Origin of the sequence: Shewanella sp. SM68, assembly GCF_025653925.1 — a bacterium.
In the GTDB taxonomy this organism is placed as follows: Bacteria; Pseudomonadota; Gammaproteobacteria; order Enterobacterales; family Shewanellaceae; genus Shewanella; species Shewanella oncorhynchi.
In genome coordinates this window covers 541028-566101 of record NZ_JAKKRU010000002.1, presented here as the reverse complement: position 1 = coordinate 566101, position 25074 = coordinate 541028, and the positions used below count along the sequence as shown (strand labels likewise).

At 46.3% G+C, this 25074-nt stretch carries 22 protein-coding genes; 16 read left to right on the top strand and 6 right to left on the bottom strand.

Going from position 1 to position 25074, the window contains the following annotated elements:
- Positions 1-125 precede the first annotated feature (125 nt).
- Positions 126-557, bottom strand: a complete 432-nt coding sequence (gene arfB, locus L5M40_RS05575) for an alternative ribosome rescue aminoacyl-tRNA hydrolase ArfB (RefSeq protein WP_011787977.1) — start codon at positions 555-557, stop codon at positions 126-128.
- Positions 558-693: 136 nt separating this feature from the next.
- On the opposite strand from arfB, the gene L5M40_RS05570 reads away from it, so the two are divergent.
- From L5M40_RS05570 to L5M40_RS05540, 7 genes are all read left to right on the top strand, one after another.
- Positions 694-1059, top strand: coding sequence for an STAS/SEC14 domain-containing protein (locus tag L5M40_RS05570; RefSeq protein WP_105250333.1), 366 nt, complete (start codon positions 694-696; stop codon positions 1057-1059).
- Between the two features lie 36 nt (positions 1060-1095).
- Complete coding sequence (locus tag L5M40_RS05565) at positions 1096-1305, top strand: DUF3012 domain-containing protein (RefSeq protein WP_113939200.1); 210 nt, start codon at positions 1096-1098, stop codon at positions 1303-1305.
- Positions 1306-1514: 209 nt separating this feature from the next.
- Positions 1515-1937, top strand: a complete 423-nt coding sequence (locus tag L5M40_RS05560; protein ID WP_263145655.1) for a hypothetical protein — start codon at positions 1515-1517, stop codon at positions 1935-1937.
- A gap of 328 nt (positions 1938-2265) precedes the next feature.
- Positions 2266-3759, top strand: coding sequence for a TolC family protein (locus L5M40_RS05555; protein ID WP_263256379.1), 1494 nt, complete (start codon positions 2266-2268; stop codon positions 3757-3759).
- Between the two features lie 10 nt (positions 3760-3769).
- Positions 3770-5035 carry an efflux RND transporter periplasmic adaptor subunit gene (locus tag L5M40_RS05550; protein ID WP_263256378.1) on the top strand — a complete coding sequence of 422 codons (1266 nt, stop codon included), beginning with the start codon at positions 3770-3772 and terminating at the stop codon, positions 5033-5035.
- 29 nt (positions 5036-5064) lie between these two features.
- Positions 5065-8310 (top strand): efflux RND transporter permease subunit, encoded by a 3246-nt coding sequence (locus L5M40_RS05545; RefSeq protein WP_263256377.1) that lies wholly within the window; start codon positions 5065-5067, stop codon positions 8308-8310.
- A gap of 161 nt (positions 8311-8471) precedes the next feature.
- Positions 8472-8795 (top strand): antibiotic biosynthesis monooxygenase family protein, encoded by a 324-nt coding sequence (locus L5M40_RS05540; protein ID WP_025008611.1) that lies wholly within the window; start codon positions 8472-8474, stop codon positions 8793-8795.
- A gap of 76 nt (positions 8796-8871) precedes the next feature.
- Here L5M40_RS05540 and mscL read toward each other — a convergent pair whose 3' ends face one another.
- Both mscL and L5M40_RS05530 read right to left on the bottom strand, forming a co-directional pair.
- Positions 8872-9282, bottom strand: a complete 411-nt coding sequence (gene mscL / locus L5M40_RS05535) for a large-conductance mechanosensitive channel protein MscL (RefSeq protein WP_105250328.1) — start codon at positions 9280-9282, stop codon at positions 8872-8874.
- Between the two features lie 203 nt (positions 9283-9485).
- Complete coding sequence (locus tag L5M40_RS05530) at positions 9486-10430, bottom strand: LysR family transcriptional regulator (protein WP_173496249.1); 945 nt, start codon at positions 10428-10430, stop codon at positions 9486-9488.
- 94 nt (positions 10431-10524) lie between these two features.
- Here L5M40_RS05530 and L5M40_RS05525 point away from each other — a divergent pair, with 94 nt between their 5' ends.
- From L5M40_RS05525 to L5M40_RS05510, 4 genes are all read left to right on the top strand, one after another.
- Entirely contained in the window at positions 10525-11583 is a 1059-nt protein-coding gene (locus L5M40_RS05525; protein ID WP_263256375.1) for an HlyD family secretion protein, read from the top strand.
- A 1-nt stretch (position 11584) separates the two neighbouring features.
- Positions 11585-13213 (top strand): DHA2 family efflux MFS transporter permease subunit, encoded by a 1629-nt coding sequence (locus L5M40_RS05520; protein ID WP_263183320.1) that lies wholly within the window; start codon positions 11585-11587, stop codon positions 13211-13213.
- 162 nt (positions 13214-13375) lie between these two features.
- Entirely contained in the window at positions 13376-13831 is a 456-nt protein-coding gene (locus L5M40_RS05515; RefSeq protein WP_263256373.1) for a GNAT family N-acetyltransferase, read from the top strand.
- Positions 13832-13930: 99 nt separating this feature from the next.
- Positions 13931-14257, top strand: coding sequence for a putative quinol monooxygenase (locus L5M40_RS05510; RefSeq protein ID WP_113939190.1), 327 nt, complete (start codon positions 13931-13933; stop codon positions 14255-14257).
- Between the two features lie 401 nt (positions 14258-14658).
- Here the strand turns inward: L5M40_RS05510 and L5M40_RS05500 are convergent, their stop codons facing one another.
- The gene (locus L5M40_RS05500; RefSeq protein WP_263256372.1) at positions 14659-16296 is read right to left on the bottom strand and encodes a lactate permease LctP family transporter; all 1638 of its coding nucleotides are present in this window, start codon (positions 16294-16296) and stop codon (positions 14659-14661) included.
- A 565-nt stretch (positions 16297-16861) separates the two neighbouring features.
- Between L5M40_RS05500 and L5M40_RS05495 the strand changes: the two genes are divergently transcribed.
- The 3 genes from L5M40_RS05495 to L5M40_RS05485 all read left to right on the top strand — a co-directional run bounded on the left by L5M40_RS05495 (position 16862) and on the right by L5M40_RS05485 (position 19891).
- Positions 16862-17098, top strand: a complete 237-nt coding sequence (locus tag L5M40_RS05495; protein WP_028761824.1) for a thioredoxin family protein — start codon at positions 16862-16864, stop codon at positions 17096-17098.
- Between the two features lie 366 nt (positions 17099-17464).
- Complete coding sequence (locus L5M40_RS05490; protein ID WP_263256371.1) at positions 17465-18334, top strand: DUF2927 domain-containing protein; 870 nt, start codon at positions 17465-17467, stop codon at positions 18332-18334.
- Positions 18335-18451: 117 nt separating this feature from the next.
- The gene (locus L5M40_RS05485; RefSeq protein WP_105250321.1) at positions 18452-19891 is read left to right on the top strand and encodes an MBL fold metallo-hydrolase RNA specificity domain-containing protein; all 1440 of its coding nucleotides are present in this window, start codon (positions 18452-18454) and stop codon (positions 19889-19891) included.
- 194 nt (positions 19892-20085) lie between these two features.
- On the opposite strand, the gene L5M40_RS05480 is transcribed toward L5M40_RS05485, so the two are convergent.
- Together L5M40_RS05480 and L5M40_RS05475 are read right to left on the bottom strand one after the other, a co-directional pair.
- Positions 20086-21441: a flavohemoglobin expression-modulating QEGLA motif protein gene (locus L5M40_RS05480; RefSeq protein ID WP_105250320.1), complete on the bottom strand. Its 1356-nt coding sequence runs from the start codon at positions 21439-21441 to the stop codon at positions 20086-20088.
- 540 nt (positions 21442-21981) lie between these two features.
- Complete coding sequence (locus L5M40_RS05475; protein ID WP_006079984.1) at positions 21982-22158, bottom strand: PA3496 family putative envelope integrity protein; 177 nt, start codon at positions 22156-22158, stop codon at positions 21982-21984.
- Between the two features lie 324 nt (positions 22159-22482).
- Between L5M40_RS05475 and L5M40_RS05470 the strand changes: the two genes are divergently transcribed.
- Both L5M40_RS05470 and L5M40_RS05465 read left to right on the top strand, forming a co-directional pair.
- The gene (locus L5M40_RS05470; protein WP_173247621.1) at positions 22483-24636 is read left to right on the top strand and encodes a CHASE domain-containing protein; all 2154 of its coding nucleotides are present in this window, start codon (positions 22483-22485) and stop codon (positions 24634-24636) included.
- Positions 24633-25067: a response regulator gene (locus L5M40_RS05465; protein ID WP_105250317.1), complete on the top strand. Its 435-nt coding sequence runs from the start codon at positions 24633-24635 to the stop codon at positions 25065-25067. The genes L5M40_RS05470 and L5M40_RS05465 overlap by 4 nt, the downstream gene beginning before the upstream one ends.
- Positions 25068-25074 lie beyond the last annotated feature (7 nt).

Below are 25074 nucleotides of genomic sequence, written 5' to 3'. Positions count from 1 at the left end.
CCTTTGGCATCTTGTGCCATTGTTGGCTGGGTTCAACTGCGGTTATTTCTCTGGTACTGAGTTAGCAATTGCCTAAGTTGGCTGTCAGTTGAGTTAATTGTCACCTAAGTTAACTGTCACCTAAGTTAATAGTCACTCTTCTGCTGACGCATGGCCTTAGTGGCACCTTTTTGTTTCTTGGTCTCTAATCGCCGCGTTTGGCTGCCTTTAGTGGCGCGGGTGGGGATGCGTTTTTTCTGTACTTCACCGACACTGGCAACCAAGGCGATAAATTGCTCCAAGGCGGTTTGGCGGTTAGCATCTTGGCTTCGGCTCGCTTGGCATTTGATAATGATTTTGCCGCTTTTAGTGATGCGGTGATCGGCCTTGTTGAGCAAACGTTCTTGGTAAAACTCGGGTAATGATGAGCTTTTAATATCAAAAATCAGCTGCGCAGCGGTGGACACTTTATTTAAGTGCTGGCCGCCTGCACCACTCGAACGGATAAATTGCCACTCGATTTCATTTTCCTGAAGTTCCACACGGTTTGAGATTTTTATCATGGCAAACTTAGGCATTTTTCAGCATGGATTGAGAAGCCATCAATAATGACTTATGGCTTTCCAATAGATTTGTTATCATCGGGCGCATTCTTTGCCGCTGCATTGGCTAAAGCCATTGCCTGCAAAAGTGTTCTCGATTCGGAGTGCCTCTATGTTATGCCAAATCCCCGATATTGCTAAGGGTGTTATCAGTCTTTTTGCCAGTGGCCGACTATCCTCCACCGATTATCGGACCCGTTTACAGCCTGCGATTAAGAGTTATCGTAAGGATTGGGGCCAAGTTTGCCTGTATATTGAGGCGGATGTGTTACTCGAAGGCTGGGAATTTGAGTCGCTGACTGGTAGTGGTGAAGTCCAGTTACCGAATTTTGAAGCCTTAGTGTTTGTGGGCGGCCCTGATTGGGTAGGAAATGCGGTGCGCTTACTCGGGCCTTTTATGCAGGGCGAAGTGGCTTGGTTTCCACTCGAACAGAAAGCCAAAGCGATTGCTTGGATCACTAAGCGTTCGAATATTTAATGGTCTAATTTAGGCCATATTTACAAGGAATTAAGTATGTCATTATTGAAATCGCGCTCTTTTTCTTCACTGACAGTTTCTAAGGTCAGTGCGATTGCGTTAGTGTTGGCATTTACCGCTGGACTGAGTGCCTGCGCGCCAGAAGTGGGCAGTGATGCTTGGTGTAAACAGATGAAAAATAAGCCGTCTGGCGATTGGACTGCTAACGAAGCCGCTGATTATGCTAAGCACTGTGTATTTAAATAAGTGCTGTGCATTTAAATAAGCACTGAGTGTTTAAGTCAGCGTTAGCCTTTAGAGATCACAGCTTGAAAGACTTTGCTTGCGAGCTGTGAACTTATGTTTATCATACGGGTCAGATGTTCCGTTATCCGTTATCCGTTATCCGTTATCCGTTATCCTTTATTTGCTATAGGTGATATTTGAATTCTACCGCTAAGCCATTTTTTACTCGAATGGTGACCCTACTGATAGCCATTATCGTGCTGCAATTTGCCGGCGCGAATTTGGGTGCGCATCAATTACATGCGGGCAATGGTGCGGAAGAAGCTGAGAATCATCCCCATCTGCAATTTAGTGCTCAAGTGACCACTTTGGCCCAATGTGTCGATTGCGTTTGTCCAAGCGAGCAAGCCTTCGGTTTTGCGGACTCCACGGGTGAAAACCAAAGCAGCGGATTTCATTCCCACTTAGTTAAAACCACTGAAATACAAGATTTTGACCTATGCCTCGACTGCCAATGCCATGGCGGTCATGTGGCGTTGTTATCTCAGGCAGTGAGTCAGCCTGTACAGGCGTTAGAAAGCGTCTATCTGCCTACCGATGTATCCTATTTTCCGCCTGAAAATTTACCTAAATACCGCCCTCCTATCGCTTAATTCTCCAATATTCGGCTTATTTCTCGGCCTAGGACGATTGATTCATCTGATTGGATCTCATTCTATTTTGCCGCGTGATAAGCCCGTTATGTTCATCTCCCAAAAGATACGCTTGAACTGATGCTCGTAGCGTTAACTGTTGGAGCCGTCATTGGCTTTTTAGCCGTTACTGTATTGCTTGGCGGGATGATTCGATCGGCGCTTATTTGCCATGCCCAGAACGATATGATTGCTTTGCATTGAGCTATTTAAATGAAGCTCACATCTAGCCGTTTCGCTTTGGGCGCAAAAGCCAGCCGATCCACATTTGATATTGTTAGGATTTGCGATGAAAAAAACGATTCTCGCCCGTACTTTAGTTTGTCTGTTTAGATCGGGCTTGTTTAGCTGCGGATTAGTATTGGCCGCCGGATTGGTAGCCTTTGCCCTCGCGGCAGAAAATGACTCTCTTGAAGTCAACGTCCTTGAAGTCAAGGTCCTTGAAACCAAAGCCTCTGAAGCTAATGCCCCTGAAATCAAAGCCGCTGAAGTTGAGGCATTTAAGGCGCAATCACTGGGCTTACCCGCCAAAGAAACCGACACGGCACATGTCAACTTTGGCCAATGGTTGCCTGAGTTACTCACACAGTTCAATCAGTTACCTGAAGTTCAGGCACAGCTTGTAAGGCAGCAACAGGCCAAACTGGCCATTCAGGCGGCAGATCGCGCTGTGTATAACCCAGAACTTGGGCTTAATTATCAAAATGCTGATACAGATGCTTATAGCTTAGGGCTGAGTCAAACCCTCGATTGGGGTGACAAGCGCGGCGTGGCGACACAGCGTGCCGAGCTTGAAGCGCAAATCCTTTTAGCAGACATAGGGTTAGAGCGTAGCCAAATGTTGGCCGAACGTTTACTGGCCTTGGCAGAACAGGCGCAAAGCCGTAAGGCGCTGACCTTTGCCGAGCAGCAATTAAGGTTCACCAAGGCGCAGCTCAATATTGCTGAGCAGCGATTGGCGGCGGGGGATTTGTCCAACGTCGAGCTGCAATTGATACAACTCGAAGTCGCCTCTAATACTGCCGACTACGCCTTAGCCGAGCAGGGGGCCTTAGTGGCCGATGGCAAAGTAATTGAATTACTTGGGGATAATAATTTCGCTTTTAGTGAATTTATCAAGGAGATCGATTTCTTTGTGACTCAGGCTAAGCAAGCACCAGCGGCCGAGTTGGGCACCTCAACATCAGCCTTGCCAGCACTGGCGAGTGCTTATCAGCAAGTGCTGCTCGCCAGAGTTAATGTCATGCAAGTCAAAGCGGAAACTTCAGCTGACCCGACTATTAGCCTAGGCGCTGAAAAGGAAGGCACGGACAATAAGCTCGGTGTCGGCGTATCAATTCCTCTGCAAGTTCGCAATAACTACAGTGAGTTACAAGCCGTGGCCGATAAGGGCATCGCGATCGCGGAGCAAGGCTATCTTGCCCGTGAGCGAGTGCTTACCGCTAAGCAGAAACAATTCCTCTATGCGTTACCGCGTTTACTTGAGCGTTACCAAGACTGGCGCGAGTTAGTGCAAGTGTCAGGTGCGAAAGCCGCTAAATCCTTAAGCCAACAATGGCAGGCGGGGGATGTGAGTACTAGCGAGTACTTACAGAGCCGTCGTCAGTTAGCCGCCAGTTATTTGGTGGGGTTGAACCTAGAAACGGCTATCTATCAAAGTTGGTTAACTTGGATGGGCGAAAGCGGCCAGCTTATGCCTTTTATCGAAAAGCTCATTATAGAAAAGCTAAATGCAGCCCCTTCGATAACATCTAATGCCGCCGCACGCACAGTAAACCCATGAGGTCACAATAATGAATTTAAATACTCACCACGAAAATATCCTTCAACTGAATGCTGTAACGACGCCTGAAAAGCGTCGGTTTAACCTATCAAAAATCGCGCTCGCATTATTCGTGCTGAGCACGCTGGCCTTTCTCGCTCAGCCTGTATTGGCTGGCGGTGATCACGCACCCGTCGCTAAGGCAAGCGGCGATTCGGTAACGCAAACGGCGCCGACGGATGAACACGGCGAACAGGCGTTGAAATTGACCGAAGCGCAGCAAGCCTTGGCGGGGATTAGCTTGTTACCTTTGTCGAGTGATAGCTTGAACCTCGCCAATTTGAATCTCGATATTAGGGCGACGGCGACCTTAGTGGTGGATCGCGATCGAACCGCGACCCTTGCGCCGCAGCTCGATGTGCGTGTGTTGGCGCGCCATGTAGTGCCGGGACAAGAAGTGAAAAAAGGTGAGCCTTTACTTACCTTGGGTGGCGCAGCCGTTGCGCAGGCACAGGCGGACTACATTAATGCCGCTGCCGAATGGAGTCGAGTCAAACGCATGAGTGAAGGTGCGGTTAGCGTCAGTCGGCGGATGCAGGCGCAGGTGGATGCCGAACTTAAACGGGCGATTTTAGAGGCAATTAAGATGACGCCCGCGCAAATTCGTGCACTGGAATCGACGCCCGAAGCCATAGGCAGTTATCAACTCTTAGCGCCAATTGACGGCCGAGTGCAGCAGGATATCGCTATGCTAGGTCAAGTGTTTAGCGCGGGCACGCCCTTAATGCAACTGACCGATGAATCCTATTTATGGGTTGAGGCGCAGTTAACCCCAACTCAAACTATGCATATCCAGGTTGGCAGTTCAGCTTTAGTGCAAGTAGGGGATAAGACGTTGGCGGGCAAGATCATAGGTCGCTCCCATGAACTCGATAGCGTGACGCGCACCGAGCAAGTGTTAGTGAGTATGCCTAATCCTGACCATGTGTTGCATGCGGGGCAATTTGCTGAACTCTACTTTGCTGGCTCTACTACCGATCCAAACGGCAGTGGCATAGTGCTGCCCGATGCGGCGCTGACCCGTGGCGGCGATGGCGACTGGCAGATATTTATTCAAGATGAGGATGGCTTTGAGTCCATTGAGGTAGAAGTGGTGCAGCGTCAGCGCGGCTTGAGTCTAGTGCGTGGACCTGAGCTTGAAAAAGCCCAGCAGGCACAGCTCAAGGTTGTGGTGGCTGGCGCGTTCTTCTTGGCATCCGAGCAGGCGAAAGCGGGCTTTGATATTCACGCCCACTAATATGAGCGCCCTCATTTTGGAGATTTTCTATGTTGCAAAAGTTAATCGAAGCCGCGATTAAAAATCGGCTGTTAGTGGTATTGGCTCTGCTCGCCGTGATTGTGGGCTGTGTGGCCATGTTGCCTAAGTTGAATCTCGATGCCTTTCCTGATGTGACTAACGTGCAAGTGACCATCAATACTGCGGCCGAAGGCTTAGCCGCTGAAGAGGTGGAAAAACTCATCAGTTATCCGGTGGAATCGGCCATGTACGCCTTGCCAGCTGTGACTGAGGTGCGCTCGTTATCGCGCACTGGCTTGTCGATTGTGACTGTGGTATTTGCCGAGGGGACGGATATTTACTTCGCTCGTCAGCAAGTGTTTGAACAGTTACAGGCGGCGCGGGAGATGATCCCAAGCGGCGTTGGAGTGCCGGAAATCGGCCCGAATACCTCGGGATTAGGGCAGATTTATCAGTATATTCTGCGTGCAGAACCTAACTCTGGCATTAATGCCGCCGAGCTGCGTAGCTTAAATGATTATCTGGTGAAGTTGATATTGATGCCAGTGGGCGGCGTGACTGAAGTCTTGTCGTTTGGTGGCGATGTGCGCCAATACCAAGTGCAGGTCGACCCGAATAAACTGCGTGCCTATGGCTTGTCTATGGCGCAGGTGACCGAAGCGCTAGAGAGCAATAACCGCAACGCTGGCGGTTGGTTTATGGACCAAGGCCAAGAGCAACTTGTGGTGCGTGGCTATGGCATGTTGCCCGCAGGAGACGCGGGATTGGCGGCAATCGCGCAGATCCCTCTGACCGAAGCCAGCGGTACGCCAGTGCGTATTGGCGATATCGCTCAGGTGGATTTCGGCAGCGAGATCCGTGTCGGGGCAGTGACTATGACGCGCCGCGATGAATCTGGCCAAGTGCAAAATCTCGGTGAAGTGGTGGCTGGTGTCGTGCTCAAACGCATGGGGGCAAACACTAAGGCGACGATTGACGATATTGGTGCACGGGTGAGCCTTATCGAGCAGGCCTTGCCCGATGGCGTGTCTTTTGAAGTGTTTTACGATCAAGCGGAACTGGTCGATAAGGCCGTGACCACAGTGCGCGATGCGTTGTTAATGGCCTTTGTGTTTATCGTGGTGATCTTGGCGCTGTTCCTCGTCAATATCCGCGCAACCTTGCTGGTGCTGCTGTCGATTCCAGTGTCTATCGGGCTCGCGCTTATGGTGATGTCCTATTATGGTCTGTCGGCAAACCTGATGTCGCTCGGCGGTTTAGCTGTGGCGATTGGTATGTTAGTCGATGGCTCTGTGGTGATGGTAGAGAATATTTTCAAACACTTAACCCAACCTGATCGCCGTCATTTACCCGAGGCGAGGGCGCGTGCCGATGGTGAGGACGATCCCTATCACAGTGAGGAGGATGGTGCTAAAGCCTGTGGTGATGTCAGCGAATCGAATATGGTTATTCGGATAATGCTCGCGGCGAAAGAGGTATGTAGTCCAATCTTCTTCGCCACCGCCATTATTATCGTCGTATTTGCGCCGCTGTTTGCACTCGAAGGCGTTGAAGGCAAGCTGTTCCAGCCGATGGCGGTCAGTATTATTTTGGCTATGATGTCGGCCTTGCTGGTGGCGCTGATTGCCGTGCCAGCCCTTGCTGTGTATCTGTTTAAGCGCGGTGTGCTGCTTAAACAAAGTGTGATTTTAGCGCCACTGGATACCGCTTATCGCAAGTTACTGACGGCAACGCTTGCTAGGCCAAAGGTGGTGATGTTCAGCGCCTTGGTGATGTTCGGCTTGAGTCTATTATTGCTACCAAGGCTGGGTACCGAATTTGTGCCTGAACTGGAGGAAGGCACGATTAACTTGAGGGTGACGCTAGCACCAACGGCGAGTTTAGGTACTTCGCTCCAAGTCGCACCTAAGCTTGAGGCTATTTTGCTAGCATTTCCCGAGGTGGAATATGCCCTGAGCCGCATTGGTGCGCCTGAACTGGGCGGCGATCCTGAGCCTGTGAGTAATATTGAAGTCTATATTGGCTTGAAACCGATAGCAGAGTGGCAGTCGGCAAGCTCGCGCTTGGAACTGCAACGCTTAATGGAGGAAAAACTCAGCGTGTTCCCCGGACTCTTGTTGACCTTTTCGCAGCCGATTGCGACTCGGGTAGATGAATTACTTTCGGGGGTAAAAGCCCAGCTAGCGATTAAAATCTTCGGCCCTGATTTAGCGGTATTGTCACAGAAAGGCCAAGCACTTACCGATCTCGTTGCGAAAATCCCCGGTGCCGTGGATGTGTCGCTTGAGCAAGTGAGCGGCGAGGCGCAATTGGTCGTGCGCCCCAAACGCGAGCTATTGGCGCGTTACGGCATCAGTGTCGATCAAGTGATGAGCCTCGTCAGCCAAGGTATTGGCGGCGCGAGTGCAGGGCAAGTGATCGATGGCAATGCCAGATACGACATCAATGTGCGACTCGCGGCCGAATTTCGCCAAAGCCCTGATGCGATTAAAGACTTATTACTCAGTGGTACAAATGGCGCCACAGTGCGCTTAGGGGAAGTCGCCAGCGTCGAAGTGGAAATGGCGCCGCCGAATATTCGCCGTGACGATGTGCAGCGCCGTGTTGTGGTGCAGGCCAACGTGGCGGGACGCGATATGGGCTCGGTTGTAAAAGATATTTATGCTCTAGTGCCAAAGGCGGATTTGCCTGCGGGATATACAGTGATCATTGGCGGCCAATATGAGAATCAGCAGCGAGCGCAGCAAAAGTTGATGCTAGTGGTGCCGATTTCTATCGCTTTGATTGCCTTGTTGTTGTACTTCTCCTTTGGTTCATTCAAGCAAGTGTTGCTCATCATGGCGAACGTGCCCTTAGCTTTAATTGGCGGCATAGTGGCCCTGTATGTCAGTGGTACTTATTTGTCAGTGCCTAGCTCTATTGGCTTTATCACTCTATTTGGGGTAGCGGTGCTCAACGGTGTGGTGCTGGTGGATTCGATTAATCAGCGCAGGCAAAGCGGCGAAGCACTCTATGATTGTGTTTATGAGGGCACAGTGGGGCGTTTACGGCCGGTATTGATGACGGCACTCACCTCGGCCTTAGGCTTGATCCCGATTTTATTATCATCGGGTGTTGGCAGTGAGATCCAAAAGCCCTTGGCAGTGGTGATTATCGGTGGCTTGTTTAGCTCGACGGCGCTGACCTTACTCGTCTTGCCGACCTTGTATCGCTGGCTATATCGCGGCGATAAGCGCATTGATGAGCTTGATTCGCTACAGATTAGCCACAGGTAAGCCGTCATCGTGGGCAATAACTTGTTATGTTTCGGGTTATTGCCTTTCGTTGTAGGCAGGGTTATCACATAGACTAAAACTCTAAAAATCAGTGAGCTAAAGAGTGATAGATGGGCTAGTCTTAGAGTCGACATTAAGGACATTCATTTCTGGAGAACATTATGATTGCGGTAATTTTTGAAGTCATCCCGACAAAGGAAGGGAAGGAAGAGTATCTGCACGTGGCCGCTGAAATGCGCCAATATTTAGAAGGCCGCAAGGGATTGATTTCGATCGAACGTTTTCAGAGCTTAACCGACGATGGCAAAGTACTGAGCCTGTCGTTTTGGGAGGACCAAGCCTCTATTACCCAATGGCGCAATCAGATGGCCCACAGCATTGCCGAGCAAACGGGTATAGTGCCCTGTTTGTTTAACTCTTATCGCATTCGGGTGGCAGAAGTAGTGCAAGATTACAGTGAAACTGTGCATGTTGAAGCTGAGTAATCACTTATCTCGCTGATGTAAAAACAAAACCCATCTCTAGAGATGGGTTTTTTATGCGTGACACTTAAGTTTGAGATTATTTTTCTTGTTGAGCTTTCAATAGATCGCGGATTTCAGACAGCAACTCTTCTTCTTTGGTCGGTGCTGGTGGCGCTTTTGGCGCATCTTCTTCCTTGCGTTTTAGGGTGTTAATGGCTTTTAAACCCATAAAAATGGCGAAGGCGATAATCGTAAAGTCGATAATAGTCTGAATGAATTTGCCATAGGCAATGACCACAGAAGGCGCATCGCCTTGAGCTGCCTGTAGCACTATGCTCAAATCACTAAAATTCACGCCACCTAGGATGATACCTATCGGTGGCATGATGACATCAGCCACGAAGGACGAGACGATTTTGCCGAATGCGGCACCTATGATGATACCAACGGCCATGTCGATCACATTGCCACGGGACGCAAAAGCCTTGAACTCTTTAATTAAGCTCATTAGGTTTCCTCCAAAATTGAGATTAAATGTTAAATTTTATTGTGCAAACTGTATCAGGAAAACCTAAGGTCTTTTGCAGCCTGTTACCTTGCCAAGCTTATAGGGGCTTATGGATTAAGGCAATTCTGACATAGAGGATTTATCCTCAAGGCAATGATTTACACTTTACAAAGTAACAATTGTTACTTTTTTGGGCATTCGATTTATTCATCTAGATCGGCATGGCCGATAAAATCAGGGACTTCTAAGACTTGCGATCCCCAACGTTTAAATAGGGAGCTATAGATGAATTCGATAAAGACGCGGTATTTTCGCGGTAGATATGCCCGCTGTGGATAGCTAAGCACTACCTTAGTTTGCACCATTGGATAGTCATCTAGTAGCGGGATTAAATCGCCTTTTTCTAATGCGACTTGGGCTATGATGGATGGCACCGCTGTGATCCCAAGCCCCGCAATGGCGGCCTCGCGAGCGAGGGTGACATTGTTTACCGTCAGTTGAGTCTTGGGCTCGGCGACAATCCAAGTTTTACCATCGAATAATTTCCACGCACCTTCGATATGCGCCGACTGCAAGCGAATTGCTTTATGTTTGGCTAAGTCCTGTGGCACCTTGGGCGTTCCATGGGCAGCTAAATAAGCTGGGCTTGCCATGAGCGATTTATGGGCGTTGACTAAGGCATAGCTTTGCAAGCGAGTGTCGCCAGAATCGGCAATTTGAAATAACAGATCTATGCCTTCTTCTATCACATCAACCTTTCGATTGGTGAGTTCAGCCTCTATGGTGATTTCGGGATAAAGCGTTAAAAACTGCGCGAAAATTGGCCCTAAAAACAATTGGCCTAATTCAATTGGGCAGACAATTTTTAGATTGCCTTTAATCAATTGCTGTTGGGCGCTGAGCTGATTTTCTGCGCTCTGCAGATCGGTGAGGATCTTATTGATCCTGTTGTAATAACTCGATCCTGCTTCGGTGAGTTTTAGGGCTCTCGTGGTGCGAAACAGCAGTTGTGTGCCGGTATCGGCTTCGAGCTCGGCTATCTTGCGACTGACGGTTGCCTTAGTGAGCCCAAGGGCTTTAGCTGCGCCAGTAAAGCTACCTTGCTCGACCACTTGAGCGAAAATTTGCACGCGATTGAGATCCATCATTGTTACACCTGTGAAACAGTGGGTTGATTTTTTACTGACTAATAAACTTAGTGAGACAGTAGTACACTAGATATCACTAATCAAGGAGTCATTCATGTCCAAAAGTAAACTCATTATCGCCGTTCCACTGTTACTCGCTGTAGTTGCGGGAGGCGGTTATTACTGGTGGACACAGGTACGTTTTATCGAAACCACGGATAACGCTTATGTTGAGGCCGATATTTCCCATATCAGCGTTAAAGTGCCTGGCTACGTTGTGTTAAGCGATGTAACCGATAACCAGCATGTGCAAAAGGGTGAGTTATTAGCTCAGCTGGAAGATAACCAATTTAGTGCCAAAGTGAGTCAAGCCGAAGCCTCACAGGCGAGTGCGAAGGCGGACTTGCAAACCTTAGCCGCAAAGGTGGAGTTGCAACGGGCGTTAATCACTCAAGCCAGCGCAGGCGTGGTAGCGGCAAAGGCCGATAAAATACGGGCACAACAACAATTGAGCCGTTCAAAAAAGCTTAAAGTCAGTAATTACAGCTCCCAAGATGATGTCGACCAACTACAAGCGGGATTCGATTCTGCCGCCGCCCGTCTCGATGAAGCCAAAGCCGTGTTAGTGGCAAAGCAACGCGAGTTAGCGGTTTTTAATGCCCAATTAGATCAGGCTGGTTCTGTGGTTGAACAGGCCGATGCGACTTTAGAACTGGCGAAAATTCAATTAAATGATACCCGCGTGACCGCACCTTTTTCTGGGGTGATTGGTAAACGTGGCGCTATGGTGGGGCAGTACGTGCAACCCGGCCAAGCACTCTACAGTTTGGTTCCGGATGGGGCAGTGTGGATCACGGCGAACTTTAAAGAGACCCAGATCCAACATATGCAACCAGGACAGTCGGTGCAGGTCAGTCTCGATGCGTTTCCCGACAAAACCTTTATAGGTGTTATCGATAGTCTGTCACCGGCGTCCGGAGCCAAATTTAGTCTATTGCCAGCGGAAAACGCTACAGGTAATTTCACTAAAATCGTGCAGCGTATTCCCGTGCGTATTCGCTTAGATTTGTCTGAGGAAGAAGCACACATGCTACCGGGCTTAAGTGCGGTTGTGAAAGTGGATACGGCGTCGGGTCCTACAATATCGGCAATCGCTGCAAATACAGGTCGTTAGTATGAGCGCAACCGACTCTATCACTGCGTCTGCCGATATGGAGGCGCAGGGCATCAGTGTACCTAGAAAGCCTACCGATTATGAGCGTGGCAGTCGCCGTTCATGGATTGCGGTATTTGGTGGTTTGATCGGCGCCTTTATGGCGATCCTCGATATTCAAATCACCAATGCATCGATGAAGGAGATTCAAGGCAGTCTTGGGGCAACGCTCGAAGAAGGCAGCTGGATTTCAACTGCGTATCTGGTTGCTGAGATGATCGCGATCCCGCTCTCTGGCTGGCTCAGCACAGGATTGTCGGTCAGGCGTTATCTGTTATGGACCACGGCTGCTTTTATCTTTGCTTCTGTGCTCTGTTCAATCGCGTGGAACTTAGAGGCCATGATCGCCTTTCGGGCGCTACAGGGCTTCTTTGGCGGCGCGCTGATCCCGCTGGCCTTTAGGCTTATTCTTGAGTTTTTACCCGATAACAAACGTGCCGTCGGCATGGCGTTATTTGGCGTGACGGCGACCTTTGCGCCTTCAATCGGCCCAACCTTAGGCGGTTGGTTGACCGAGCAATTTAGCTGGCATTATCTGTTTTATATCAATGTGCCACCGGGTTTGTTAGTCATGGCCATGTTGGCCTACGGTTTAGAAAAGCAGTCGGTCGTTTGGGATAAACTGAAGAATGTCGATCTGGCGGGCATAGTCACTATGGCGCTGGGGATGGGTTGCCTTGAAGTGGTGCTCGAAGAAGGTAACCGCAAGGACTGGTTTGGTTCAGAACTCATTCGTAATCTGGCCATTATTGCCGTCGTGAATCTGGTGTTGTTTGTTTGGATCCAGCTAAGGCGTAAAGAACCGTTAGTGAATTTGCGCCTGCTTGGTAAGCGTGATTTTGTGCTCTCTACCGTGGCGTATTTTTTACTGGGCATGGCATTATTCGGCGCTATTTATTTGATCCCACTTTATCTATCACAAGTCCATGATTACACACCGTTAGAGATTGGTGGCGTGATTATGTGGATGGGATTTCCGCAGCTATTGGTCTTGCCCTTAGTGCCGAAATTGATGGAGCGCTTTGATAGTCGTTATCTCGCTGCTTTTGGCTTTTTAATGTTCGCCATTAGCTATTACATGAATAGCCAGATGACCGCAGATTATGCCGGACCGCAGATGATCGCTTCGCAAGTCGTGCGGGCATTAGGTCAGCCTTTTATTCTGGTGCCAATTGGAATGCTTGCGACCATGCATTTAAAACCCCATGAAAATGCCTCGGCATCGACGGTATTAAACGTGATGCGTAACTTAGGTGGTGCTTTTGGTATCGCGCTGGTGGCGACCCTGACTGACACTTTGTCGCGCGGGCATTTGGCTCATATTAAGGAATCTTTACCCGCAGTGAGCACACAAGCACAGGATTATTTAACCCAAAGCGCAAGCATGTTGCAGGCGGGAGGTTCTGATCCCTATACCGCTGCCGCGCAGGCGAAAGCTTTACTGGGCAAAACCATGAGTCAGCAAGCTTATATTCAGGCCTATAACGATGTGTTTTACATCATGGGCGCTCTGCTACTCATCGCCGTATTCGCTGTGCTGCTGATCCGTAAACCGACAGGGCCTGTGGCCCACGATGCCATGGTTGAGTAATAACGTTTTTCGTTATCCTGTTGTTGCCATAGATTTCCCCAGATCTATTGGTTTGCGCAACAGCTTTGCGCCTTAGTCCTCACGGATTAAGGCGCTTTTTTATGGTCTTTATGCTGTGGTAGACTCAAAGCTCTTTTTCGATGATTTGCAGAGGGATATCGTTTGCAGTGGCAAAATCTTACATTTAATCAATTAAATGCCAATAGGCTATACGACATATTGAAGCTAAGAGTCGATGTGTTTGTGGTAGAGCAGGCCTGTGCGTATCCAGAGCTTGACGATAAGGATAGGCATCCAGAAACCCAGCATTTATTCGGCTTATCGTCAGACGGGGAACTGCTTGCCTACGCGCGTATTTTACCGCCGGGGTTGAGTTATCCAGAGGCGAGTATCGGCCGTGTGGTGGTATCGCCAGCGGGTCGAGGCAAAGGGCTAGCCATGCCTTTAATACAGCACGCCATTGAATCTGCACTGACAACTTGGTCCGACGCGGGGATCCAAATCGGCGCCCAAGATTACCTCAAAGCTTTCTATCAAAAGCTCGGTTTTGTCGCCTGCTCTGAGATGTACTTAGAAGATGGTATTCCCCATTTGGATATGCGCTATCAATCAGCATAAGCGGCTATCAATATGAGTTATCTACATCAATTATCAACATAAGCGATCAACAAAAGCTTGGCATATAAACATTCAACATTAAGCCAATAAGGAACTGAGATGTCGACTTCAACGGACTATAGAATCAATCAACAGCAAATTGCCTGCGTGGCGAGTTTTCTGGCTAAAGAGGGCAAAACCGAAGCACTAATAGCTGCGCTCGCGAGCCTTATTCCTGATACGCGCCGCGAAGCGGGTTGTATTCGTTACGAACTCAATGTGAGCCGTGATGAACCACGCCGCGTGACGTTTGTAGAGAAGTTTGTCGATATTGCCGCCTTTGATGAGCACTGCGCTAAGGATGCGATTCAACACTATTTCCACCAAGTTATGCCCGAATTAGTCGAGTCATACCATGTGGAAACCTATCATCAAGTGATTGTTTAGCCATAAGATAAACGATTAGGAGCTTGCAGTGTTGATTAACACTATCGAGCCAGTATTTAGATCTCTATCCGAATGGATCCCATTGATACTGCAAGTGACTAATGGCCGCAGCTGGAACCATTGCACTTTAACTCTTTAGTGCTAAAAGGCGTATTAGGTAAGGATAAGGCGAAGTTGCTGGCTTAAGTTGCATTTGTCATCAATGTACCGAGTATTTATCTAAGACAAGAATGACAACCTAGACTTTGATTGTATGACTTCACTGGGATTAATAAAGTTGTCTTGCGACTTTACTTAATTGAACCCATTCGAACTTCATCGCAGAGTGAATTTTATATCCATTTTAATCTAAAAAGCCGAGTGGTTTATCACTCGGCTTTTAATATATCTTAGATATCGCTTTATTTAGTGAAAAACACTAATGTCCAAGGGACTACGTATGCTTGGAGTACTGTGATCACGCCAATGAAAGTACAGAAAAATAGACTGTGCTTTAGCGTAAAGCGGAAAAGATCTGATTCTTTACCCGCCAATCCCGTTGCAGCGCAAGCAACGGCAATCGATTGTGGCGAAATCATTTTGCCCGTTACACCTCCCGTAGTGTTTGCGGCGACTAATAACTCCGGTGTTACACCTATTTGGTTTGCTGTATTGGCTTGCAGCGCGCCAAATAGGGCATTTGATGAGGTGTCTGAACCTGTTAAAAACACACCTAACCAACCTAAGAATGGCGAGAAGAAGGGGAATGCTACGCCAGTGCCAGCGAGCACGAGTGCTAAGGTTGAAGATAGACCTGAATAGTTTGCAACAAAGGCAAATGCTAATACTAATCCAATCGACAATATCGGGAATTTTAATTCAATTAAAGTGTCTTTAAAGGATGTCAGTGCATTACTTATTGACATTTTAAGGACCACAATTGAGATCATTGCTGCGATTAAAATTGCAGTTCCAACAGCGCCAAATAAATTAAGTTTATATATTGCTGCATAAGGGGTTTCCTTAGCGACAATAGGCGCACTTTTGATAACGAGATTATGCAAATAAGGTACTTCAATACTGATAGTGGCAAAACTTAATGCCAGTTGTACATCTTTAAGACTCCACAGGGTTACAATCGCCGTGAGAATAATAAAGGGAGACCATGCTTTAAATATCTGGCTATTAGAAAAAGTAGATTTAGGGGTAGTAACTCTTTGTTTCATGCCTGAGAAAGTGAATATTTCTTTTGGTTGCCAGACCTTTAGAAATAACGTTAAACAAATTAGACTGACTAACGCCGAAGTAATATCGGGTAATTCGGGGCCGATAAAGTTTGAGGTCAAAAATTGGGTGATCGCAAATGAAACACCTGCTACTAATGTTGCGGGCCAAGTTTGACGTATTCCCCTGATGCCATCCATCATTGCGATGAGCCAGAAGGGGACAATAATCGATAAAATTGGCAACTGACGGCCAGCGAGTTGTCCAATATGGAATGGGTCTAGTGATGAAACCTGACCTGCTACGATAATTGGGATACCCATAGCTCCAAAGGCGACGGGTGCCGTATTTGCGATTAAGCAAAGTCCTGCTGCATACAATGGATTGAATCCAAGCCCGACAAGTAACGCTGCAGTAATAGCAACAGGTGCCCCAAAACCAGCAGCACCTTCGAGGAAGGCTCCAAATGAAAAGCCAACCAATAGCATTTGTAATCGTTGATCTTCCGTGACTGAGATGACTGACGAGCGAATAACCTCAAATTGACCTGTTTTAACGGTGATTTTATATAAAAATACTGCGGTAATAATAATCCAAGCAATTGGCCATAGCCCATAACTAAAACCATATATAGCAGAAGCAAGCGCGATACTAATAGGCATTTTGTAGGCGAGTATCGCGACTGCTAAGGCAATTAATAAGGTTAATGCCCCAGCGATATAGCCTTTAAGTTTTAACACAGTTAAGGCTAGGAAGAAAAACACAATAGGCAGTAAAGCAACCATTGCGGTTAGCCACAAGCTACCGAGTGGCGTGTATGTTTGGGTCCAGGTCATAGGGAGGTTTCCGTATTGTTATAATATGTTGATAAATAGTGTCGCAGCCGCAACATAGCAGATACTAGTGTTTAGTGATGTAGGATCAATCTTAAATGTTGCAATAAGTGATATGGGTCACGAGATGTGTGGATAAATGATGACGGGGAAATACCTAAATAATAATCAAGTAAAGTATTGCCTGTTTTAGCTGTATTCACCAAGCATCTAATTTAGGTTGCATTAATATTTATTGTGTTATCAAGATTATTTTTTTGAGTCGTGAAATTAACTAGAGTATTGTGATTTTATGGAAAACTAGGCTGTACTTTTTTAGTTTTTTGGTAGTGTTTATAACAGATGGTTTATAAATATTTTTTATATTTAGATATAGAAATTAATAGCAATCAATGCAATGCAACTAATAATGCAGTTATCTTATTGTGGCCTGAATTGAGCTATAGATGTTGCCATACTCTTGTCTATGAGTTTGCTTGGCTGGAAATTTACCTTGCTATATGTGGCTGCGAGTATGACAGTAGGTTGAAATTTTTAATTTTGCAGCACAGTTCGTTAAGGAAGTAACATGAAACAAGTCAAAGTATTAGGCAGTGGTTGCGCTAAATGTAGCAAAACCGCTGAGATGATTGCGGACATATCAGAAGAAATGGGTGTGGATGTGATTGTAAAAAAGGACACAGATCCTCAAAGCCTATTGAAATTTAAAGTGATGAAAACCCCTGCGGTAGTGATCGATGGTGAGCTCATACATAGCGGCTCAGTACCGACGCGCGATGAAGTTGAGGGGTGGTTAAGGGACTAGCTGTTGTAAATACAGGCTCATATTAGTGAGTTCGCTGAATAGTTGCACGGATTATGCTCGTTAGAAAGCGCTTAAGCTAAAAATGCACACCATTGTCATCCTGAATCCTTGGCAATGGTGGTGTAATATCATCAGTATACGATTAATGATATTAAATATAATGTGTTTAAAAACAATGCATTGATTCTTTGTGTGGTCATTTTATTATGGGGTTTTATTGGCTACGGTTTAGTCGGCATTGCATTATCTGGGCGAGTTTATTAAGTCTATGTCGTAGGAGATTGTTTGCAGATTTCGACTTCTTTTATCAGTATCACTGCTATGATTTTGATTCAGTGACCTCGTCAAGTTGCGGGATGAGTGCCAATGCAAAAGTGGCTTAGGGTATTAACACGTTTCTACAGTTGGTTATTTTTTACTGCACGTCTGTTTCGTTTAGGGCTTTTTCTAACGCTAAGTTTATTCGCTTTGCCTTTGTTTGCTGCTCAAACATCTCCCAGATTAACCCAAGTGTTAACGCCCGCTACGGATTGGAAAAACTCCGCTTATATCACCCAAGCATTTAGTGAAGTCGCCCTACAAAATGAGTATGACCTTGCTAAACATAGCGTGCGTAAGTGGCGCATACCGGTACGAGTGTTTATTGAGCATCAAGTGGGTGATAAGGCGCTGCACACTCAATTAGTGTTGATGCACTTAACACACTTAGGCCAGATCACCGGCCTCGATATTCAACGGGTCGATACGCTCTCAGAGGCGAATCTGCACTTAGTGTTTACCCGTCAATCCCTATGGGCAAGTGAGGTGATGCGCTTAATGGGACCTAGCTCGGCGAAAAATGTCCATGGCTCTGTGTGTATGGCAAAGTTTGCTCTCAATTCACGGCAAGAGATTGAACGTGCTTGGATTATTATTCCTGTAGATCAAGCCAAAATGCACGGTAAGTTAGTGGCTTGCGTAGTGGAAGAGATTACCCAAGTGCTTGGTTTACCCAATGATTCAGAGAAAGTATTTCCCTCCATTTTTAACGACAAAACCCCGCAGGACTTACTTACCGGACTCGATTTCATTTTGCTTAAATTACTCTATAGCCCAAGTATTAGCGCTGGAATGACGGCGGCAGAAGTCAAACAGCCTTTGCAGATCTTGCTCGAACAATGGCTGCGCGATGGCACTATTGCTAACGCTGGCAAAACGGTACGTCAAGGTCAGTTGTACCCATTGTTAGGTTATTGATGACTAAGCATTACAGCTAAAGTTGACATTGCTCGCACGTGACTAATTAATCCTTTTTGTTTTAGGAATAAGGGCATAGTCTATCTTTATATGAGATAAACACCTTGGAGGGACACCATGCGAATGACATTGCAGTTTTTAGGGGCGACAGAGGAAGTGACAGGTTCGTGTCATTTACTCTCGGTTGATCATGAACACTTATTGCTCGACTGTGGTTTGATCCAAGGCGGTAAATCTGATGAGTTGCGTAATCATGATCCCTTCGCATTTGATCCTGAGTCTATTTCTGCTGTCGTGCTTAGCCATGCCCATATCGATCATTCTGGGCGTTTACCACTCTTAGTCAAAGCGGGTTTTGATGGGCCTATCTACACCCATAAAGCCACGGCAGAGCTGTGCGCTATCATGCTCAAAGATGCGGCTATGCTGCAGACCCGCGATACCGAAAGAGTCAATAAAAAGCGTGCTAAACATGATCTTGAACCCCTAGAACCGCTATTCACCGTTGAAGATGCTGAACTCGCGATAACTCAATTTGTACCATTGGAATATGGTCAAGTGACTCGCGTTATTCCCCATGTGGATATTTGCCTCTCAGATGCAGGGCATATTTTAGGTTCCGCCTTAGTCGAGTTGTGGTTAGGTGAGGGCAAATCCCAGAAGAAAATCGTCTTCAGTGGCGATCTTGGCCGTGCAGGTATGCCGATTTTACGTAATCCTACCTTAGTGGATACGGCAGATTTAGTCTTAATGGAAAGCACCTATGGCAATCGTTTTCACCGCAGTTGGACGGATACCTTAGCCGAATTGAAAGCCATTTTTGCTAAGACAGTCAACGAGAGCCAAGGCAATATATTGCTCCCTGCTTTTTCGGTTGGACGAGCACAGGAGTTATTATATCTATTTCATTTATATGCTAAAGAATGGGATCTCGGCCGTTGGAAAATCTGCCTAGATAGTCCGATGGCAATTGAGGCGACCCGCGTTTACGTTAATAATTATCCGCTGATGGATGAGGACTTTAAACGCTTTACCCGCCAACATCCTGGGCAGCATCCGCTGTTGTCAAATGTCGAATTTATCCAAACGACCGAAGAGTCGATAGCGCTGAACGACGTGCATAAGGGATTGATCATTATTGCGGGGAGTGGCATGTGTAACGGTGGTCGTATTCGTAGCCACTTAGAGCATAATCTATGGCGTCCAGAATGTGATGTGATTATTTGTGGTTATCAAGCGCTTGGAACACCAGGGCGCGCCCTCGTCGATGGCGCTGAAGAACTGTCTATTCATGGTAACAGCATTAAAGTCGCGGCTAAGTTACACACAGTGGGTGGACTTTCAGCCCATGCGGATCAAGCAGAGTTATTACGTTGGTATCACCATTTTGAAGGCCAGCCGCCGTTAATTTTAGTCCATGGAGAACCCGAGGCGCAGCATGGATTAGTCGATGTGATTAACCAAGATCCTCAGACTAAACCAAAGGCTATAGCAATCGCGACTCAGGGTGACCGATTGGATTTAAATGCGCTGCCGCAGTTAGTGTGGAAGCCTTAAAAGATTTGAAAGTGCAAGTTCAAAAGTTGGGTGGAAATGCCATTATCTTCTACACGTGTGGCAAAGCGAGCTCGCGATGAGTTGTATTTTGAATGTAATGGTGAAGGTTTTTCTATCGAAGATTAGCGTTTAGTTTTATAAAAAAGCTCACATAGTTGTGAGCTTTTTTATTTTAAATCAATCAGGTTACTGTATTAGTCAGAGTTGTTGTCAAATTCAGTATCATCGAGTAACTCAAAGGTCGGGACGACATTCGGTACGTCTTTAAATAAGCGAGTGAAATGGCGCTGTACACCTTTCAAATCGATTCCTGCTAAACCTGATGCAAAACCAAACCAAGCATAAAGGCCACTAAAGTTATCAAACATAGGCGGTAGATATTTAGGCGTAGTCAGAATGCCCTCTTGGCAAGCTTGGTATAACACGGGGATATCTTCGATCGCCAATTTACCAAGGAATAGCATAGGGATGAGTTCAGGAAGGCCTGAGGTGATGGCGCTGCGGATAAAGTTAATGTTTTCCACATAGCCACGCACATAGGAAATATCCTTAGTGAAGAAACTGCCGCCTTCCACCATACCCCCACGGAAAACCCTTTGGGTGACACGGTAACTGTCTGTCGCACTTAGATTCAATCCTCTGAAATAATTGAATACCTCTATAAAGTCAGCACCATTTTCAGCCATATCGACCGCGGCAACACGGTCACTAATTCGCCGAGCCCGTCCTGGATTTGAGCTTAGCGTCAGCATTTCCAGTAAAACGGCTAGACCTTCTTGGGTTGCTGCTACGCGCGGAGAACCGACACTGAGCCAAGTGGCGTGGGGTTGAGCTCGGCCGTTTAGCGTTGTGCCGACATGCACCCAACCTTCGTGAACTTCATATACATTAAGATCCGATTCGCTGAACATTGCTTTGCTATTGAGCTTAACAGTGTCGCCACCGACTGCAGCGTCAGAGACGATACCGTCACTAAGGCGTACACGCATATCATCGCTATGAAAGTACTTTTCTAAACGTTGGCTGAGCACGTTAACCGCTTCTGGCGCGCTAATAATTTTAGGGTGGTGTTTATTCATGTGCCTCGCCGCGGGCAGCGAGAAAATGTAGCTGAGTTTATCGCCTAACTGGCGCAAGGTATGGCGATCGCCATGCAGTTTATGGCTAGCACTGCCGTACAATTCTTGGCTGAGCTTACCAAAGGTTGGCGTGCCTCTGTTCCCCAACATATCGATGACAAGGCGATACTGATCGACGTTTGCCACTAATATTTTGCCGAGTTTGTCTCGTTTACCCAAACGTCTATGGATGTCCTGCTTTAGGGAGGCTAGCTCAGCTTGGGTTTTAACAGGATCAAAAGGTAAAGCAATGTTTTGATAGAACTCTTGCTTGATAGCCGGAAGTACCGTGCCCTTATTGGATAGAAAACGCTCTTCCATTTCCCGCGGCCATTTAATGGCATCTAAGATTTTTATTGGCGTTTGAATGCGAATTAATTCATCGGAAAAACGGCGTAGATCTTGTTGATATTGGGCTAACGACTCAGACATTCCCGTATATCCTGCAGGTAATTTCAGCGAGAGAGATGTGGCTAATCATAGCCTTAAACCTCATTTATTCATATTGATTCGCAGGCTAGCTGAGAAATATACCGATTAAATAAATTAGCTGTTATCGATTTTGTGAATCATTTTGGTGCACTTGTTACAATTCTAGCGCTATGTCTATGGGACATAAATAAGTAACCATCTGTTTAATAATATTTTATTGATATGACATTAAAGCTGCTTTGTTCTTGATATAGAAATAGATTGATTGGAGCAAAGCATGACAGCGATGAGTTATTTGAGTGTGTTAAGGCTGAATGCTTGTTAATCAAAACTCAAGCCGACAAGAGTGGTAAAAATGACTGTGATGACGCGATTTTAAATCTGGAGGTTAGTGAGCTAAAGCAGAGTCACACCCAGCATTATTGGCTGGGTGAGATATTCGATTTTAGTGGGCCAAAACTCAGTGAGTTCGAAACAAATGATCACCGACTGAGATCATCATCCCATCATTTTGACCACGAGATAGCGAGATAGAATTGGCTAGAAAAAATCGTCATCTCCCAATGCACGTTTTAACTCCGCCCGCTCGAGGTAGTCTTCTAAACGCTTTTTGACTTCGCGTCTATGCTGCATTGCCTCGGCGGCTTTGCTGTTTCTTGGTGTGGTCATTGCCTCAAGTTCAGTATCGTTGGGCACGACTTCAGTAATATGAGCCATAACGAATTCCTCTTGTTGTTCCTAACGACTTTCTAACTAAAAAGAGTATGGTAGAAAAGCAAATAATTTTGTGAGTTAGGGTGAAAAATTCTTTCCGTGAGTCGGATGATTCAGCTTACTGCTGTTTGGCGTAGGCCCGAGACAGCAATTGAATATTTGATTAATTTAGTTTTTGCTTATTTTGTGATTAAGAGCACGGTATAGTCATAGATATATTCGGGTTAATTCCGAGTTAAATAGTAGGATAAACTTGAATTTAGTCATAATTACAACAACACTTGTACCAGTGTTTGTTGTTAATCGTTTGCTAGGGAATTGGCTTACATGGACAAGGATCAGTTTTCTAAATCACTCCCCCCATCTAATAATATCTACTTTAGCGTGCTGAGCTCTAGCTGGCTGATGATAGTGGCTGCCTTACTTTTCATGGGGATCTCTTGGTATGTGCTTGAGCAATATCTTAGGGACAGAGGTGAAGAGCGTTTCGAAAATAGCGTTCAAGAATTAACAGAAGCCGTGAATCGCAGAATGCTTGCCTATGAACAAGTCTTGCGTGGTGGCGTTGGCTTATTGTTATCGTCGAGTAATGTGACACGTCAGGAGTGGCAAACTTATGTCATCAATGCTCATTTATCTGAGTATTACCCAGGTTTTCAAGGTTTTGGCTATGCTCAGTTACTTCAACCTGAAGCATTAAGTGCACACATCCAACAAGTTCAAGCAGAAGGTTTTAAAGACTATAAAGTTTACCCAGAAGGAACGCGTGATCAGTATTGCGTGATTGTGTACTTAGAACCCTTTGATTGGCGTAATCAAAGAGCCTTGGGTTATGACATGTGCTCCGAGTCTAATCGATATAAAGCCATCACTCGCGCTATTACCACTGGACTGCCGACAGTTTCTGGCAAAGTCGTATTAGTTCAAGATACTTCTGATGATGCGAAAGCGGGCTTTTTAATGTATTTACCGCTTTATCAAGGCACCACAACAACAGAGGCTGAGCGTAAACAGCACGTGTTTGGACTTGTGTATGCAGCGTTTAGGATGGATGACCTCATGCAAGGGATTATGGGGGAGCGATTCTCAGGCTTGAAACTTGCCATTTATGAAAGTCCGCAGGCAAGCGCTGACAGTCTAATGTTTACCAGCAGCAAAGTGGCCCCGAATGAGCAGGATGTGTTTTATCACTCACAGACTGACTTAGTTGGCGGGCAGTTGTGGCGCTTAGACATTTCATCACAATCGCGTTTTATCTCGAGAGCGGAACAGACCCAAGGTATGTGGCTCCAATTTATCGGTTGTGGTTTTATTTTGGCATTGTTTTACTCAGTGTTAATTATGGCGCGTAATCGATATAAGGAGTCTTTACTGACTTCAGAGTTAATTGCTAACGAAAAACGCTTTAGATTAGTAATTGAAGCCTCTCCAAGTGCGCTATTTATGGTGGATAAATCTGGATTTATTACTTTAGTGAATACCCATGCTGAACGTTTGTTCGGCTATACCAGAGACGAGTTACTCGGTCGTTCCATCAATATGTTATTGCCCGAAACCCTAAGGGATGCTCATCAGCAGCACATGAGTAACTATTTAGTGCAGCCTATTGCGAAAAATATGTCGATGCGGGATGACCTGTTTGGCTGTTGTAAAGATGGCAGTCGACTCGCAATTGAAGTGGGGTTAACGCCTATTCATTTTAGTAATGGCATTTCTATTCTCGCGACAATTAATAATGTCTCTGAACGTAAACGCATTGAAGTTCAGCGTGCAGAACATATGCTTGAGCTTGAGCGTATCAATCAAGAATTAGACAGGTTCGCCTATATTGCTTCCCATGATTTGAAATCCCCCTTACGTGGTATCGAGCAGCTAACCTCTTGGTTATCAGAGGATTTAGTCGATAACACCAATGAAAATGTACAGAAATACCTAGGGCTTATCCAAAGTCGTATTCATCGAATGGTGTTATTACTCGATGGACTATTGATGTTTTCTCGGATTGGTCGTGTCGATACCGAAACTACTGAAGTGAAAAGTCGGCAACTGGTTGAAGACATGTTTGCGCTCGTCGCGCCGCCACAGGGATTTGAATTAGTCCTAAAAGGTGAATTTCCGAATTTTTATACCGTAAGACCATTGTTGGAATTAGTTATACGAAATTTAATCAGTAACGCCATAAAACACCATGACTTAGGTACAGGTGTGATTACGGTTTCATGTGAGGCGGTTGATCAGCAGTATCGATTCAGTGTGATAGATGATGGTCCGGGGATATCAAGCTCATATCATGAAAAAGTCTTCGAGATGTTTCAAACACTTAAACCAAGGGATGAAGTTGAAGGCAGTGGTTTAGGCTTATCACTTGTGAGGAAAACGGTTGAAAGTTTAGGTGGAGAGATTCAGCTTAAATCGCAGGGCCGAGGTTGTTGTTTTTGCTTTAGTTGGCCTAAGAAAATAGTGAAAAAGGAGCTTCTATGAGCGCAGCAAATCACTATCAACAGGTCACCATTTTATTGGTTGATGACGATGACGTGGATTACATGGCCGTGCAGCGGGCGATGAGACAATTGAGGTTACTCAATCCCTTAGTGCGTGCTCGGGATGGGATCGAAGCATTAACTATTCTAACGAGTTTAGACACGATCAAAGGTCCGTATCTTATTTTGCTGGATCTTAATATGCCAAGAATGAATGGATTTGAGTTCCTTGAGCGAATACGTTCAGATCCTTCTCTTTCTTCGTCTGTCGTTTTTATGCTCACCACGTCGAGTACCGATGAAGATAGGATGAAAGCCTATAGCCATCATGTGGCTGGTTACATGGTTAAAACTGATATGAAAGACGGTTTTAACAATATTTTTAATATGCTTGAAGGTTACTGGCGAATAGTGGAGCTCCCATCCGCATAAGGTGAGT

Bases quoted from the DNA above. Each gene is read 5' to 3' on its own strand.
- arfB (WP_011787977.1), bottom strand. From the start codon at position 557: ATGCCTAAGTTTGCCATGATAAAAATCTCAAACCGTGTGGAACTTCAG.
- L5M40_RS05570 (WP_105250333.1), top strand. From the start codon at position 694: ATGTTATGCCAAATCCCCGATATTGCTAAGGGTGTTATCAGTCTTTTT.
- L5M40_RS05565 (WP_113939200.1), top strand. From the start codon at position 1,096: ATGTCATTATTGAAATCGCGCTCTTTTTCTTCACTGACAGTTTCTAAG.
- L5M40_RS05560 (WP_263145655.1), top strand. From the start codon at position 1,515: ATGGTGACCCTACTGATAGCCATTATCGTGCTGCAATTTGCCGGCGCG.
- L5M40_RS05555 (WP_263256379.1), top strand. From the start codon at position 2,266: ATGAAAAAAACGATTCTCGCCCGTACTTTAGTTTGTCTGTTTAGATCG.
- L5M40_RS05550 (WP_263256378.1), top strand. From the start codon at position 3,770: ATGAATTTAAATACTCACCACGAAAATATCCTTCAACTGAATGCTGTA.
- L5M40_RS05545 (WP_263256377.1), top strand. From the start codon at position 5,065: ATGTTGCAAAAGTTAATCGAAGCCGCGATTAAAAATCGGCTGTTAGTG.
- L5M40_RS05540 (WP_025008611.1), top strand. From the start codon at position 8,472: ATGATTGCGGTAATTTTTGAAGTCATCCCGACAAAGGAAGGGAAGGAA.
- mscL (WP_105250328.1), bottom strand. From the start codon at position 9,282: ATGAGCTTAATTAAAGAGTTCAAGGCTTTTGCGTCCCGTGGCAATGTG.
- L5M40_RS05530 (WP_173496249.1), bottom strand. From the start codon at position 10,430: ATGATGGATCTCAATCGCGTGCAAATTTTCGCTCAAGTGGTCGAGCAA.
- L5M40_RS05525 (WP_263256375.1), top strand. From the start codon at position 10,525: ATGTCCAAAAGTAAACTCATTATCGCCGTTCCACTGTTACTCGCTGTA.
- L5M40_RS05520 (WP_263183320.1), top strand. From the start codon at position 11,585: ATGAGCGCAACCGACTCTATCACTGCGTCTGCCGATATGGAGGCGCAG.
- L5M40_RS05510 (WP_113939190.1), top strand. From the start codon at position 13,931: ATGTCGACTTCAACGGACTATAGAATCAATCAACAGCAAATTGCCTGC.
- L5M40_RS05500 (WP_263256372.1), bottom strand. From the start codon at position 16,296: ATGACCTGGACCCAAACATACACGCCACTCGGTAGCTTGTGGCTAACC.
- L5M40_RS05495 (WP_028761824.1), top strand. From the start codon at position 16,862: ATGAAACAAGTCAAAGTATTAGGCAGTGGTTGCGCTAAATGTAGCAAA.
- L5M40_RS05490 (WP_263256371.1), top strand. From the start codon at position 17,465: ATGCAAAAGTGGCTTAGGGTATTAACACGTTTCTACAGTTGGTTATTT.
- L5M40_RS05485 (WP_105250321.1), top strand. From the start codon at position 18,452: ATGCGAATGACATTGCAGTTTTTAGGGGCGACAGAGGAAGTGACAGGT.
- L5M40_RS05480 (WP_105250320.1), bottom strand. From the start codon at position 21,441: ATGTCTGAGTCGTTAGCCCAATATCAACAAGATCTACGCCGTTTTTCC.
- L5M40_RS05475 (WP_006079984.1), bottom strand. From the start codon at position 22,158: ATGGCTCATATTACTGAAGTCGTGCCCAACGATACTGAACTTGAGGCA.
- L5M40_RS05470 (WP_173247621.1), top strand. From the start codon at position 22,483: ATGGACAAGGATCAGTTTTCTAAATCACTCCCCCCATCTAATAATATC.
- L5M40_RS05465 (WP_105250317.1), top strand. From the start codon at position 24,633: ATGAGCGCAGCAAATCACTATCAACAGGTCACCATTTTATTGGTTGAT.